The 12,931-nt window shown below is 67.5% G+C and carries 16 protein-coding genes and 1 pseudogene; 7 read left to right on the top strand and 10 right to left on the bottom strand.

Translation table 11 applies throughout. The features are described from left to right. Nucleotides 1–70 precede the first annotated feature (70 nt). Complete coding sequence (locus tag H7I57_RS15940; RefSeq protein WP_264024576.1) at nucleotides 71–898, bottom strand: YihY/virulence factor BrkB family protein; 828 nt, start codon at nucleotides 896–898, stop codon at nucleotides 71–73. 162 nt (nucleotides 899–1,060) lie between these two features. On the opposite strand from H7I57_RS15940, the gene H7I57_RS15935 reads away from it, so the two are divergent. Continuing rightward, complete coding sequence (locus H7I57_RS15935) at nucleotides 1,061–2,371, top strand: H(+)/Cl(-) exchange transporter ClcA (protein WP_264024575.1); 1,311 nt, start codon at nucleotides 1,061–1,063, stop codon at nucleotides 2,369–2,371. A gap of 15 nt (nucleotides 2,372–2,386) precedes the next feature. On the opposite strand, the pseudogene H7I57_RS15930 reads toward H7I57_RS15935, so the two are convergent. Continuing rightward, nucleotides 2,387–2,617, bottom strand: a pseudogene (locus H7I57_RS15930) (FAD-dependent oxidoreductase); the annotation flags it as partial. Nucleotides 2,618–2,644: 27 nt separating this feature from the next. On the opposite strand from H7I57_RS15930, the gene H7I57_RS15925 reads away from it, so the two are divergent. Beyond that, a complete protein-coding gene (locus H7I57_RS15925) occupies nucleotides 2,645–3,052 on the top strand; it encodes a YkvA family protein (protein ID WP_264024574.1) in 408 nt (135 codons plus the stop codon). A 120-nt stretch (nucleotides 3,053–3,172) separates the two neighbouring features. Next, nucleotides 3,173–3,484 (top strand): GNAT family N-acetyltransferase, encoded by a 312-nt coding sequence (locus tag H7I57_RS15920; RefSeq protein WP_264024573.1) that lies wholly within the window; start codon nucleotides 3,173–3,175, stop codon nucleotides 3,482–3,484. 6 nt (nucleotides 3,485–3,490) lie between these two features. On the opposite strand, the gene H7I57_RS15915 is transcribed toward H7I57_RS15920, so the two are convergent. From H7I57_RS15915 to H7I57_RS15890, 6 genes are all read right to left on the bottom strand, one after another. Continuing rightward, nucleotides 3,491–4,273, bottom strand: a complete 783-nt coding sequence (locus H7I57_RS15915) for a DUF427 domain-containing protein (protein ID WP_264024572.1) — start codon at nucleotides 4,271–4,273, stop codon at nucleotides 3,491–3,493. Nucleotides 4,274–4,384: 111 nt separating this feature from the next. Continuing rightward, nucleotides 4,385–4,684 (bottom strand): DUF732 domain-containing protein, encoded by a 300-nt coding sequence (locus tag H7I57_RS15910; RefSeq protein WP_264024570.1) that lies wholly within the window; start codon nucleotides 4,682–4,684, stop codon nucleotides 4,385–4,387. 344 nt (nucleotides 4,685–5,028) lie between these two features. Beyond that, nucleotides 5,029–5,184 carry a hypothetical protein gene (locus H7I57_RS15905; RefSeq protein ID WP_264024569.1) on the bottom strand — a complete coding sequence of 52 codons (156 nt, stop codon included), beginning with the start codon at nucleotides 5,182–5,184 and terminating at the stop codon, nucleotides 5,029–5,031. 127 nt (nucleotides 5,185–5,311) lie between these two features. Continuing rightward, the gene (locus H7I57_RS15900) at nucleotides 5,312–5,551 is read right to left on the bottom strand and encodes a hypothetical protein (protein WP_264024582.1); all 240 of its coding nucleotides are present in this window, start codon (nucleotides 5,549–5,551) and stop codon (nucleotides 5,312–5,314) included. A 270-nt stretch (nucleotides 5,552–5,821) separates the two neighbouring features. Beyond that, the gene (locus H7I57_RS15895; RefSeq protein WP_264024567.1) at nucleotides 5,822–7,153 is read right to left on the bottom strand and encodes an MFS transporter; all 1,332 of its coding nucleotides are present in this window, start codon (nucleotides 7,151–7,153) and stop codon (nucleotides 5,822–5,824) included. 96 nt (nucleotides 7,154–7,249) lie between these two features. Beyond that, a complete protein-coding gene (locus tag H7I57_RS15890) occupies nucleotides 7,250–7,552 on the bottom strand; it encodes a hypothetical protein (protein ID WP_264024566.1) in 303 nt (100 codons plus the stop codon). 341 nt (nucleotides 7,553–7,893) lie between these two features. On the opposite strand from H7I57_RS15890, the gene H7I57_RS15885 reads away from it, so the two are divergent. The 4 genes from H7I57_RS15885 (at nucleotide 7,894) to H7I57_RS15870 (ending at nucleotide 10,603) form a co-directional block, all read left to right on the top strand. Continuing rightward, on the top strand, nucleotides 7,894–8,283 hold the full coding sequence (locus H7I57_RS15885; RefSeq protein WP_372510239.1) for an STAS domain-containing protein: 390 nt from the start codon (nucleotides 7,894–7,896) through the stop codon (nucleotides 8,281–8,283). Between the two features lie 143 nt (nucleotides 8,284–8,426). Next, complete coding sequence (gene mbp1 / locus H7I57_RS15880; protein WP_264024564.1) at nucleotides 8,427–8,663, top strand: microaggregate-binding protein 1; 237 nt, start codon at nucleotides 8,427–8,429, stop codon at nucleotides 8,661–8,663. A 10-nt stretch (nucleotides 8,664–8,673) separates the two neighbouring features. Then, complete coding sequence (locus H7I57_RS15875; protein WP_264024563.1) at nucleotides 8,674–9,063, top strand: STAS domain-containing protein; 390 nt, start codon at nucleotides 8,674–8,676, stop codon at nucleotides 9,061–9,063. Between the two features lie 460 nt (nucleotides 9,064–9,523). Continuing rightward, complete coding sequence (locus H7I57_RS15870) at nucleotides 9,524–10,603, top strand: MmpL3/TtfA transport complex stabilizer (protein WP_264024561.1); 1,080 nt, start codon at nucleotides 9,524–9,526, stop codon at nucleotides 10,601–10,603. Between the two features lie 17 nt (nucleotides 10,604–10,620). Here the strand turns inward: H7I57_RS15870 and H7I57_RS15865 are convergent, their stop codons facing one another. Then, nucleotides 10,621–11,310, bottom strand: coding sequence for a response regulator (locus tag H7I57_RS15865; RefSeq protein WP_264024560.1), 690 nt, complete (start codon nucleotides 11,308–11,310; stop codon nucleotides 10,621–10,623). Then, the gene (locus H7I57_RS15860; RefSeq protein WP_264024559.1) at nucleotides 11,307–12,893 is read right to left on the bottom strand and encodes a sensor histidine kinase; all 1,587 of its coding nucleotides are present in this window, start codon (nucleotides 12,891–12,893) and stop codon (nucleotides 11,307–11,309) included. The genes H7I57_RS15865 and H7I57_RS15860 overlap by 4 nt, the downstream gene beginning before the upstream one ends. Between the last annotated feature and the right edge of the window lie 38 nt (nucleotides 12,894–12,931).

Here is a 12,931-nt window from a genome sequence, read left to right as displayed (position 1 = left end):
TGTGATCCTCGAGAAATCTCATTCTTTCACCACGACAGGGCATTTCGCTGTTACAACCCGCCTCCCATCCCTACCTCATCGGTGAATCCAGGCTTAAACCGGCCGACGCCAACAGCCACAACACCATCGCCAGTAGCGCTCCCGGCAGGTCACGGCGCCAAGGGGTCTGCCAGGGGACCCCGACGTGATAGAGAGTGGCCAGGCCGACGAGCACGAGAAGGACCACACCGGGCCAGAACATCAGGTCCAGAATCCGCAGCGTCGTGTCCGCGACGGCGTCAGGAGCCAGCCATTCCACAAGGCGGGGCCCGAAGATCATCGGCGGCAGCACCGCCACGGCACCCAGCAGTGCCCCGACCGTCAGCCCCAGCGCCAACAGGCGTCGCCGCCAAGACGATCGCGGCTCGACGCCGTAGGCGATCGTGATCGTCTCCAGGTAGCGGTTCACTGCCCTCGACCCGGTCCAGATGCTGAGCCCGATGCCGATGGAGACCACTCCGCCGCGTGTCTCAGCGAGCACGGTGTCCACGATCCGCTCGTAGGAGGCATAGGTGGGATCGGAGAAAAACGACTGCGGTACACCGAGAACCAATTCGCGTAGTTGCCCCGTCCCCTCCGGCCCCAGGGCAGCCGCGACGAAGCCCAGCGACCCGATGACAGCCAGCAGAAGCGCAGGCAACGAGATCAACGTGAACAGCGCAGCCTCTGCAGCCAGCCCGGGAACCCGGGCTGCGAAGGTCGCGCGGCCGGTGCGCTCGATCAGCCGGCAGGCCTGTTGCGCCGGGCCGGGGAGGCGGGCGAACACCGCGGCGCGGCGCCGATACAGCTCCGTGCGGACCGCCACCGCGGGCTCCGTCAGCCGCGACCATCTGTCCTGTCGCTCGCCGTCCGGTGCCATCGCGTGGAGCCTAGGAGACGGCCGGTGGCCGATGTTCCGCGGTCGGCGAGCGTCGGCGAAGCCACTGCACCCGGCAACGGCACCCACTACGGTTGGCCCCTGGCGGAAGGGCGCCGGAATGCAGCGCCGCCCGGATGACCGAGCTGATGAGGGGGTGGCTTCTTGTCCGGCGAACGCGATCAACCAAGCGAGCCCGTCCGCGGTTCGGTCGCCATCTGCCTGACGGCCGTCGTGGCGGGCGTGGCGATCGGTTTCATCGGGGGCGCCTTCCGCTGGTGTCTGCAGACGGCGGACCGGTTGCGCATCGACCTCGTCGACTGGGCGCACGGTCTGCCCGGGCCGGGCTGGTTGGTGCCGATGGCCGCCGCGGCGGCGGGCGCGACGCTGGCGGCGTTGATCGTGCGGTGGGTGCCGCTGGCTGCCGGTAGCGGAATTCAGCACGTGGAGGCGGTCTTCCGCGGTGACGCCCGACCGCCGCTGCTTGTCCTGCTCCCGGCCAAGTTCATCGGCGGTGTGCTCGCGATCGGGTCCGGACTGGTGCTGGGCCGCGAAGGCCCCACGGTGCACATGGGGGCGGCGCTCGGCGCCGAGGCGGCACGGCGGGCCAGGCTCCCGGATCCCGACATCAGGATGATGCAGACCGCCGTGGGCGGCGCCGGCCTCGCGGTCGCCTTCAACGCCCCCATCGGGGGCACGCTGTTCGCGCTCGAAGAGGTGACGAAGTCCTTCCGGTTGCAGACGGTGCTGGCCACATTGTTCGCGGCCGCCGCCGCTGTCGGCTGCATGCGGTTCGTCCTGGGCAACGAGCCCGACTTCTTCGTCGAGGCGATGGCGGCGCCTGCGCTGGCGTGGCTGCCGCTGTTCGTGGTCTTCGGCCTGCTCACCGGATGTCTTGGCGCGGTGTACAACCGGCTGGTGTTGTGGTTCCTCGACCACGTCGGTGGGCTGCGGCGAATCCCGAAGGTCGCCAAGGCGGCCGTGATCGGCGCCGTCATCGGGCTGGCGATGTTCGTCTACCCGCTCGCGGTGGGCGGCGGAGACACGCTGACGCAGATGATCCTGAGCGGGCACGCCATCGTGCTACCGGTCGTCGTCGGATACCTGTTGGTGCGCTTGATCGCCGGGCCGCTGTCGTACTCGGCCGCTGTGCCGGGTGGGCTGTTCGCGCCGCTGCTCGCGGTCGGTGCTCTGTGGGGGCTGCTGTTCGTCGGAGTGTTCGACATGGTGTGGCCCGGCAATGCGGCCACCCTGGCCATCCCGATGGCGCTGGTCGGCATGGCGGCGTTCTTCGGGGCGACCGTTCGGGCGCCGGTGACGGGCATCGTGATCGTCATCGAGATGACGGCCACGACGGCGGTCGCCATCCCGATGCTGGCCGCCACCGCCGCGGCGGTGCTGGCCGCCGAACTCACCCGGTCGCCACCCATCTACGAATCTCTGCGGGAACGAATGTCGCCCGAAATGCCCCGCTGATCGCAGCTGTGCTGCTCAAGCGGCGGCCATCACCTCGCGCGCTGCCCGCTCGCCGGAACGGATCGCGCCGTCGACGAACCCCATGTTGACGTCTGAGGTCTCCGTGCCCGCCCAGTGGACGCGGCCGCACGGTTCCCGCAGCGCAGGGCCGAACTCCGTCAGCACCCCGGGTGGAGCGTGGCTGATCATCCCACCGCCCGAGTACCTTTCGACGGTCCAGTCCTGTTCGGTGTAGTCGACGTGTGACGGCTCAGCGGGGGAGAGGATGGACGGGTGTGGTCGGACGTTTGGCTGATCGTCCTCGGCGTGGTGGCCGGGGCGGCTCTGATCTGGGCCGGGCTCGTGGCCGCGTTGTGGATCGGCAAGCCCGACGAGGTCGGTGTCCGGGAAGCGCTGCGGTTGCTTCCCGACATGCTGAGGCTGTTGAAGCGACTGGCCGCCGACCCGGCGATGCCGCGCGGCGTCCGGGTTCGTCTCGCATTGTTGTTGGCGTACTTGGCGTTACCGATCGACCTGGTCCCCGATTTCATCCCCGTGCTGGGCTACGCCGACGACGCCATCATCGTCGCGCTTGTCCTGCGTTCGGTGACACGGCGCGCCGGCCCTGAGGCGGTGAAGAAGCACTGGCCCGGCACGCCCGAAGGGCTCGCCGCCGTGCGTCGGTTGTGCCGCCTTCGGTGAACCTGGGTGACCTGACGGTCACTCGTTACGATCGAGTGTCCGACGCAGCCGCTGGGTACTCGGTAGTGCTGCCCTCTCGTCCACGCGGGCACCGACGACGATCCCCGACCGAGGAGTTCCATGAGTTCCCAGACACCCCCCGACCGGACCGGCGCAGCCACCGCCGTCACCGAAGAGCCGGATCGGTTCACCATCGAGGTCGAGGGTCGCACGGTCGGGCTCGCCGACTTCTACGACCGCGACGGCCGGCGCGTCTTCCCGCACACCGAGGTGGTACCGCAGTACCAAGGCCGGGGGTTGGCAACGATTCTGGTCGCCGAGGCATTGCGCGTCACCCGTGCCGCTGGGCTGCGGATCGTGCCGACGTGCTGGATGGTGGCCGAGTTCATCGACAAGCATCCGGAATACGCCGATATCACCGATCGCGAGTAGGCGTTTTCAGCTGAAGTGCGTGTGCGGTCGGTCGAGTCGCACCCCGTCGACGGTGATGTCGAGTTTCTCGTTGTAGAAGGCGATCATGTTGGCGATCGCGGCGACTGCCGGCAGCGGGGTGTGGTAGGTCCACGCGATGTCGGCCTGTACGACGTCTCCGACGTGAGCCGACCAGTATCCCGACGTCACACCCTTGTACGGGCACAGGGTCTGGGTGCTCGAAGGCTCGAGATGATCGAACGCGACGTCGGTGCGGTCGATGTAATACCTTGTCGGCAAACCTGTTTCGAAGAGCAACACCGGACATGCGGTGTCGGCCAGTGTCACGCCGCCGAGTTCGACGGTGATATGGCGATGCGAGCGAAGGGCGTCGACCCGCGCGTAGGGGTTGCGGGGGTGGCCGTAGATCGGCTCGTCCTCCTCGTACCAGGTCAGCGGACCCCATTCGAATCGCACCAGTCCGGCGAGGTCGCCGCCGCCGTCGTCGAACACCCGCGCTGCCGACGCGTGCGTCTGGGATTTGCCGGTCAGGGAGAACATCCGCGACGGGCCGAACTGCACCCGCTGGGGATGGTCCTCGTCCCGCAGGAGACCGGCTCGGACGTCGGACAGGGGGATGTAGTACTGCGGGTAGTACGGCACTTCCCACACGTACCGCGCCGCCGTCGTGTCGAATACCAGCTCGTCGCCCAGGAAGCCGCGCACGCGCCGCGGCACGGGTTCGACGCGCCCGCGGATCGCGGCGGTCTGCGGATAATCGGCTGCCGGCGGTTCGGAGGTGGCGCTCACGTCAGACTCCTCGCTCCGCAACCCGGTCGCCGTACCGCGGTCGGACACGGCACAACCCGCAGATGCCGATCGTCATCATCTGCGGGCTGTGAATCCGTGGTCGGACAGTGGTCAGGCCGGGCAGTACGACTGGGTGGCCGCGCCGACGAAGAATCCGCTCTGTTCGACGGACCAGTTGGCGGGGCCGCTGATCTCCACCGCCACCTGTTCTGGAGGTTGGCCCGCCGCCACGTACTCGCACACCGCCTCGGCGAGCGCGATGGCGTCGTCGGCAGTCGAGAACGGGACGCCCTCGCCCTCGAGCGCTGCGATGAAGATGTCGTCGGTCTCGTCGGCGAAGGCCGGTGCGGCTGTCACGGCAGCGAGGCCGGCAGCGGCAACGGCCGCTGACAGGATGATCTTCCCCCGCATACGGACCCTCCTTGTTCGGTGATGACGGCATTACGTTACGCCGTGCCTCGAATCCTCGTTGTTATATCCCCGAAACCTCAGCGGCAAATAGTCGCAGCTCCGGAGAAAAGGCGCAAATCACACCAATGTGATTCACGTCGGTGAGATCGATTGTCCCTGTGAGGGGGGCCTCTTCCGCGACCCCTGAGCTGGAACGGCCGATTTTCTGTGAGCTGCCAGGAATCGACCCCGTTCAGCAATGGCGAAAATTCGAAAACTAATTGCGGGGTAAGCAAATCATTTGATGTGCGGCCTCATTTGAAAAAGGTAATCGCCGGCGAGGCTGCAGCAGAGCCGGCGCCGCGCTAAGACTCATCCGGAATCTGATGCCGCGATTGCGTGCGGGCAGGTGCGTCCGGGTCGTCGTCCTGGTGCTCCAGCTTCTGCTGCAGTTCGCGCTGTTCCTCGGTGGCTTTCGTGGCGTCCTCGGGCGTGGGCGCGGGAATGTTGTGCTGTTCCACGGGTGAGCCTCCAATTCATTCGACGTGCGGGCACCGGTTGGTTCTCCGAATCGGGGTCCGGCGAAACCCAATGCGCTGGACTTCCTCGAGACGGACCGCGGCATGGACCGCGCGCGGCTGCCCCTCGTCAGATGCGGACCACGCAGCGGATCGCGATCTGGTCCGTCTCACAGTGCCGGCACGTCAATGGCCGGACCTTCAGCCGCACATTCGCGATGCGCAGCGCTCGCTGGCACATCGGGTACGGGCATCCGCAGGACAGCGTGACCCACCATTGCGCCGGATGGGCGAGGGGATTGCAGAGTTTGTGACAGGCGCACAGGATGTCGGGTTCGAAGTCGAGTTCCGCCAGCGACGACTCGAGCATTGTGGTCACGGCCACCAAGGCTAAAGTCAGGGTCGAGACTTCTGCGGGAGGCGCGCGCAAGACATGCCGCACGGCTGTTGCGAACTCAATGCGTCGTGGCGCACCGAGGGGCGCACAGCCGCGGCGGATGTCAGCGGCTTACAACCGGATCCACTGCCCCAGGAACCAGAATCCCCAGCCGTCGCCGTTGCCCGCGGGCAGCGGCTGGACGCGATGTCCGTCCGTTGTGGATGAACGGCCGATAACCCTTGATTGACAAGGAGTTTCGGCTCAGCGGGCACCGCTGACGTGCGCACCGGCGTCTCCCGGGAGTCGCAGCGTTTCCACGATCGTCACCGCCAGCAGGACGCCGAGCGCGACGAACGCCCATGTGTAGGACGCGAGCACCGTCACCAGCAGGGCGGCGATGGCGATGCCCAGGCCCGCGGCCAGCTCCTGCACGGCGGCGTTGAGCGTGTTCGCGTGGGTGAGGTCCTCGCCATCGACGTCGGCGAAGGCCAGGCTGTTGTACGCCGTGAACCCGATCGAGCGCAGCGCGCCGCTGACGTAGAGCACGGCGACGATGACGGCCGTGGGCATGCCCGGGTGCAGGACCGCCAACAGACCGAACCACCCCACCGACAGCACGGCGTTGACCAGCAGCACGCGCTTGATGCCGAAGCGCCGCATGAGCGGTGTGGTGATCGGTTTGATCGTCAGGTTGCCGATGAACAGCGCGGCCACCATCAACCCCGCGGTGAAGGCAGACCAGCCGAACTCGAGCTGGAACAGCAGCGGGAGCAGGAACGGCACCGCGGTGATGACCAGCCGGTACAACGACCCACCCGAGACGGTGATGCGCAGTGTGCGCACCCTCAGCACCGTCAACTCGACCAGCGGCGAGGTCGTCCGGCGCAGATGCCACACCGCGGCGGTCAGACAGCCGACCGCCACCAGGGCCCCGGCCGCCACGACGCTCCAGTCGGTTCCGCTGACCCGGATGTGTTCGAGGCCGACGAGCGCTGCGGTGATCCCGGCACCCAACAGCAGTAGCCCGCGCCAGTCGAAGGGCTTCACCGACGGTGCGGGTCCACCCCGAATCAGCTTGAGCGCGAGCAGAAACCCCACGATGCCGATCGGGATGTTGACGAAGAAGATCCACCGCCACGATCCCAGGGTGGCGATGGCGCCGCCCAGCACCGGGGCCACCACCGGCGCGGCGAGCGCGGGCCACGTCAGCATGGCGATGGCCCGGACCAGGTCGGCCTTGGTGCTGGAGCGCAGCACCGCGAGCCTGCCGACGGGCACCATCATCGCGCCGCCGACGCCCTGCGCCACCCGCATCACGACGAGCATCGGCAGTGACGCGCTCACCGCGCACCCGACCGAGGCGACGGTGAACACCGCGATCGCGGCGAGGAACACCGGCCGGATGCCGAACCTGCCGGCAATCCAACCACTGGCCGGAATCAGCACCGCGACGGTCACCAGGTACGCCGAGATGGCCACGTTGACGTCGACGGCGGCGACGCCGAACGAGGCGGCGATCGCCGGGATGGCGGGGGCGATGATGGTGGCGTCGAGGATCTCCATGAAAAAGGCCCCGGCAACAAGCAATGCCATCCCCCTCGGGAATGAGGAGGATGGCATCGATGGCCGGGCGTCGGGCACGGCTACCCAACCTAACGGGGCGCGGCCGACTGAGCCGCACACCCACGGTCAGCGTGAGCAGTCGAGCGAGACGGTCACCTTCGGCGTGGGGGTGCGGGTGAAGACGTTGATGTCGTCGTCGTTGATGGGGAAGGGCTGCTTGGCGACCGGGTGGTTGCGCACCCCGAGAATCGAGCATTCGGCCAGCGGAGCGCTGCCGATGCGGCTGACCCGGACGTCGAATCCCTGCGCCCGGAGCTGGCTGATGGTCGTCGAGGCCCCTCCGCCCTGCTCCGGGGCGGCCTGCGCCGGAGCGGCGAAGGCCAACAGGGCGCCGAGGGGCAGGATGCCGGCTGCGATGAACTTCTTCATGGTGGATCTCCCTACATTGCTGGGTCACTGCCGTGACCGCGGTGAAAATTTGACTGACACCATGGTCGCGAGCCACAACACTGCAACGCTTGGAGCTTCCATGGAGATTCCATGGAGAACTGCGGCGGAGGTCAGAGGCCGCCGGGGAAGTGGGTGTCGACCTCCGGTGCGACTAACGTCGGGCTCACTGGTGCCTCGCTTCGACGGCAATCTCCGGCTCCGACGATCCGGATGGCACTTGAGATCGTACGATGAGCTCGCATGCCGGGTCGGAACTCCGATAACCTGTACGCACTGTCCGCAATCGACAACGTGCCTGGTTCAGACTGCAGCCTCGCGAGATGATTCGCGACCGCCCCGACGGTCGCCACCATGAGATGAGGCCCCAGGACGTGCAGCAATTCACCGAAGCCCAGGTTGACGGCGCCACCGTCGTCACCGCTGTCGGTGCTGTCGACATGCTGACCGCACCGCAGCTTCAGGACGTCATGACCGCAGCGCTGCGACGTAAGCCCGCCGGCCTGATCCTCGATATGACTCAGGTTGATTTTCTCGGTTCGGCAGGCATGCAGGTCCTGATGGCCATGCGCAATCAATTTGGGCCCGAGACGAGATTCGCCGTGGTCGCCGACGGTCCGGCGACCAGTCGCCCGCTGAAGATCACCGGAATCGCCGACTTCATCGAACTGTTCTCCACCTTGGATGTCGCGCTGACGAACTTCACCCACTGAGCCGGGCGGCGGTACGTCACCCGGACTTCGGTGTTTGAACCTTGTCCGCGGCGGGAACAGACGCTTCGCTGAGCGGTCTCGCCGCTCCCCGGACTCGACCGCTGCCGGTCCCGGGCAAGAACTCTGGAAGGGTCGCATTCCTCGTGGGTGACAACAACTCAGGTCCCGAAGAAGCCGTCAAGGGTGTCGTCGAAGGCGCCAAGGGCAAGGCCAAAGAGGTCATCGGCGTGGTCACCGGACGGGATGACCTGCAACGCGAGGGCGAGGCCCAGCAGGACAAGGCCGACGCAGAACGGGAGGCCGCAGAGAAGGAGGCCGAAGCCGAGGCCGCACGCGCAGCCGCCAAGGCATCCGAGGAACGGCAGAAGGCCGAGCAGTAGCGGCCCGGCGGTGAGGGCCATCCGCAGCAGGTCGGCTGACAGCCGACAGTTCTCGATCGCGTCGACGTCGTTGGCGATCTCCTGTCGCACCCGTGGCACCGAGATCGTGGTGTCGGTGTGCGGTGAGGTCGACGCCGCCAACGCCAAGGAATTCGCCCATAGCGTCCGCGAGGCGTCGGGTTCACGGTCCGGGCTCGTTCTTGACCTCTCCGAAGTGCCGTTCCTGGCCTTCGACGGCGTCTCCGCGCTGTACGCGATCAGCGCCCATCTGCTGCGGGAGGACGTGCCGTGGTGTGTCGTCGCGAGCCCGGCGGTCTCGCGCGTGTTGAGGCTGTGCGATCCCGAAAGGCTCATCCCGCTGGCGGGGGTCGTACCCCTCCGCAGCGCCGAACCGGCCTGAATCCCGCCTGATTACTGGCGGCGGTCAGTCCACTCAGCGAACTATCCGCCCCAACAGGATCCGGCGAGGGCGCGGGCCATTGCCCGCACTTCCGCAGTGCCTTTGGTTATGCGCGAATTCGCGGTCGCGTCCCGCTGTGATTTAGCACTCACTTTCTTCGCCAAAGCTAAGAAACTGTTATCTGGCCTTTTTGGTCACACCGCGCGGATTCGGTTGCCAGGAAGGTGACACTGCTGTTCACAAGTTGTTCACGAATTGCTGGCGAAATATAACAAATTAATAACCAAGAGTTTCTTAAGTACCTCCTGAGAGGCGTTGACGCTGCGGTGAAGTGAGCCGATTTCGTCGCGATTGACCGTGAATCTCGCTGGCTACACTCGACTCAGGTCGCGCCCGGACGGGCGGTAACGACAGGAATCTAGGACCGGCGCAGTTCAGGTCGGCGGAGGTACCACGACAGATGGCAAACATTTTGGTGCCGATGGGGCATTTGATTCGCGATGGCGATTCTGGCTCGCATGGGGCGCACGAGGCGCTTGTGGACACTGGGCAGGGCGCCGTCGTTCTCGAACGCCGCACCGCGGTCGGCCACGGCCCGATCGGCGACATCGCCGTCGGCGAGGCCGGCGTGGTCGTGACCAACTTCGGAGCCGACAGCGTGTCGATCCTCGACCCGGCGGGCCTGGCGCACGCAGACGTCGTGCACCTCGCCGGTGAGCCGAACGCCGTCGTCGTCACCGAGGACCGTGCCTACGTGGCCACCGCCTCCGCCAGCCACGACGACGTGTCGGTGATCGACCTCGACACCAGGACGGTCGTCGCGACCTTCCCGGTGGCCTTCGGCGTCACCGCGCTGACCGCGGGCCCCGACGGCAAGCGGATCTACGCCGGGCGGACCGCCGACGACCGCGTCGACATCACCGTCATCGACGTCGTCGCCGAGCGTGTCGGCACCATCGACATCGGCCACGGACCTGCCGCCTGCATCGACGCGCTTCGGGTGGATTCCGACGGGAAGCGCCTGTATGCCGCGGTGACCGATGCCGTGGGCAGCCGACTGGTCGTCGTGGACGCGGAGACGTCAAGGGTGCAACGTGTGATCGGGGTCGGCTCACCGATCCGCGACATCGCCTGTGCCGGCGGCGCGGTCTACGTGCTGACCTCCGACCGTGCGGTCGGCGGTGCGGTGCACGTGGTCGACCTGTCGACCGGCAAGGTGACCGACACCGTCGAACTCGGTGGCGCTCCCACGCAGTTGGTGATGAGTCCGGATCAGGGCCGTGCGTACGTCGTCGACTACGACCGTGTCGCGGTGCTGTGCACGCTGAGCCTCGAGGTGCTCGATTCGTTGTCGGTCGACGCGCGCCCCTCCTGTGTGGCATCCGGCGTCGACGGCTCGCAGCTCTACGTCGCCGACTATTCCGGCGCCGTCAACGTGTTCGCGGTCGAGTCGACGATGGAGATGCTGTACTCGCAGTTCCTCGCGACCGACCCGATCGCCGTGGGCATGCCGCGGTCCCTGCAGCCCGCCGCGGTGTAGCTGAGGGCGGAAGTCGCTCAGCGCCACTGGTATCGGGTCTTCGGTCGGCCCGCCTTACCGTAGGCGGCATTGCGGCCGACGGTGCCCTCGTCGGCCAGTCGCTCGAGGTAGCGCCATGCGGTCACGCGTGACACCCCGATCTGTTTGGCCACTTCGTCTGCCGTCATGCCGTCGTCGGAATCCCTGACGGCGCGGGCGATGTCGTCGTTGGTGCCGGCAGCCGCGCCCTTCGGCGCCGCCGCGCGGTCCGACCCGACGCGGAGCTCGGACAGCGCGCGGTCCACCTCGGCCTGGCTGGCCGCGTCGATTCCCGCGGGCAACGCCTCACGATAGCGCTGGTAACGCTCGAGCCGGTCCCGGAAAGCGGCGAACGTGAAAGGCTTGAGCAGATACGCCAGCGCACCGTGTCCCACAGCGGCGCGCACCATCTCGAGGTCGCGCTCCGAGGTGATCGTGATGATGTCCGGCGCCGGGCGTAACCCGGACAGCGCCGAGGCGAGCGCGATGCCACTGGCGTCGGGCAGCCCGATGTCGAGCAGCACGAGGTCGATCGGGAAGTCCGAAGCCGCGGCCTCGGACGCGGCGCGCATCGCCTCCCGCGCGGTATGGGCGACCGCAGCCACCGAAAAGCCCGGTATACGGCCGAGATAGGACTGATGCGCCTCGGCGATCAGCGGTTCGTCCTCGACGATCAACACCGTGATCACGGGGCGGGCACCCTCACCGTCACGACCGAGCCGTACGTCACGTCCGCGGTCAGCACCCCGTGATGACGCTTGACGACCTGGGCCACCAACGCCAGACCGAGCCCGTGCTGGTCGGCGTCGGAGTCGGATTTCGTCGAGTATCCCCGGCGCATGGCCTTCTCGAAAGTGTTGGCGTCCATGCCTTCTCCGCTGTCGGCCACCCGGATCAGCAGCCCGTCGTCACCCTGGCCGACAGTGACCTCCACCCACGGATCCGCGCGGTCGCACGCGTCCATCGCGTTGTCGATCAGGTTGCCGAGCACCGTCACCATCTCCTGGCCGGTCAGCAGGTCGGTGTCGGCGGGCAGGTAGGTGTCCTCGGTGACGGTCAGTTCGATGCCCCGCTCGTCGGCCTGAGCCGTCTTGCCCAGAAGCAGGGCCACCAGCGCGGGTTCACCCACGGCGGCGGACAGTCGGTCGACCAGGCGCTGGGACAGTTCCAGGTCGGCGGTGGCGAAGCTGACGGCGTCGGCGGCACGGCCCATCTCGACCATGGTGACGACGGTGTGCAGCTTGTTGGCGGCCTCGTGAGCCTGTGATCGCAGCGAATCGGTGAGCACCTTGAGTGAATTGAGTTCGCCCAGCGCGCCCTGTAATTCGGTGCGGTCGCGGATGGTGACGACCTCGGAACCGTCGCCGTCCTGCCCGCTCGGGTCGTGGACGGAGGAGCGGTTGACCACGAGCACCCGGTCGTCGGTGACGTGGACTTCGTCGCGGGCGCCGGGGTTGTGGGTGCGCAGGAACTCCGGCAGATCCGAACGGTCGACGTCGCCGGGAGGCAGCGCCAGCAGCCGGCGGGCCTCGTCGTTGACCAGGGCCACCCCATCCCGGTCGAGCACGATCAGCCCCTCGGACACCGAATGCAGGATCGCGTCGTGGTGCTCGTACATCACCCGCAGTTCGTCGGGCCGCAGCCCACGGGTCTGCCGCAGCAGCCTGCGCCGGATCGCCCACACCCCGGCGAACGAAACCGCAAGCGCGCCAAGGCTCACCACCGCGATGATGGGCCACTGCGCGCGCCAGCGGTCTGCCAGGCTCCGCTGCAGGATGCCTGCGGACACCAGCCCGACGATGTCACCGGAGGAACCGCGCACCGGCGCCACAGCGCGGATCGACGGACCCAGCGTGCCGGTGTACACCTCGGTGAACGTCTCGCCGCGAAGCGCAGGCTCGATGGTGCCGAGGTAATCGCCGCCGATCTGGGACGGGTCGGTGTGGGTGAACCGGGTCCGGTCCGGCGCCATGATCGTGATGAACGCGATGTCGGTGTGCGTGCGCACCGCCTCGGTCACCGGTTGCAGGATCTCGGTGGCCCTGCCTTCCTCGATCGCCGCCGCCGTCGACGGTGAATCGGCCAGTGCGGTGGCGATTCCGAGGACCTGCTGCTCGGCGGCCGCATCGCCGTCGCGGCGCGCGTCCAGGATCGCCAGCGCGCTCCCGGCCGCCACGATCAGCGCGATCACCAGGATCTGCAGCGCGATGGCCTGTCCGGCCAGCGACCGCGGCCACGCCCTGTGGCGCAGCAGGGGTCGCGTGCGTCGCATCGTGCCGAGCGCCTTTCCGGTGAACGTAATGAACTAAA

The sequence above is a fragment of the Mycolicibacterium pyrenivorans genome, assembly GCF_025821625.1.
GTDB lineage: Bacteria > Actinomycetota > Actinomycetes > Mycobacteriales > Mycobacteriaceae > Mycobacterium > Mycobacterium pyrenivorans.
Note: the sequence above shows the minus strand (reverse complement) of the source record. Positions and strands in the feature narration are given on the sequence as shown.

Coding starts and splice junctions, on each gene's coding strand:
- H7I57_RS15920 (WP_264024573.1), top strand. CDS start 3,173: ATGAGTTCCCAGACACCCCCCGACCGGACCGGCGCAGCCACCGCCGTC.
- H7I57_RS15910 (WP_264024570.1), bottom strand. CDS start 4,684: ATGCGGGGGAAGATCATCCTGTCAGCGGCCGTTGCCGCTGCCGGCCTC.
- H7I57_RS15895 (WP_264024567.1), bottom strand. CDS start 7,153: ATGGCATTGCTTGTTGCCGGGGCCTTTTTCATGGAGATCCTCGACGCC.
- H7I57_RS15940 (WP_264024576.1), bottom strand. CDS start 898: ATGGCACCGGACGGCGAGCGACAGGACAGATGGTCGCGGCTGACGGAG.
- H7I57_RS15885 (WP_372510239.1), top strand. CDS start 7,894: ATGATTCGCGACCGCCCCGACGGTCGCCACCATGAGATGAGGCCCCAG.
- H7I57_RS15860 (WP_264024559.1), bottom strand. CDS start 12,893: ATGCGACGCACGCGACCCCTGCTGCGCCACAGGGCGTGGCCGCGGTCG.
- H7I57_RS15870 (WP_264024561.1), top strand. CDS start 9,524: ATGGCAAACATTTTGGTGCCGATGGGGCATTTGATTCGCGATGGCGAT.
- H7I57_RS15890 (WP_264024566.1), bottom strand. CDS start 7,552: ATGAAGAAGTTCATCGCAGCCGGCATCCTGCCCCTCGGCGCCCTGTTG.
- H7I57_RS15900 (WP_264024582.1), bottom strand. CDS start 5,551: ATGCTCGAGTCGTCGCTGGCGGAACTCGACTTCGAACCCGACATCCTG.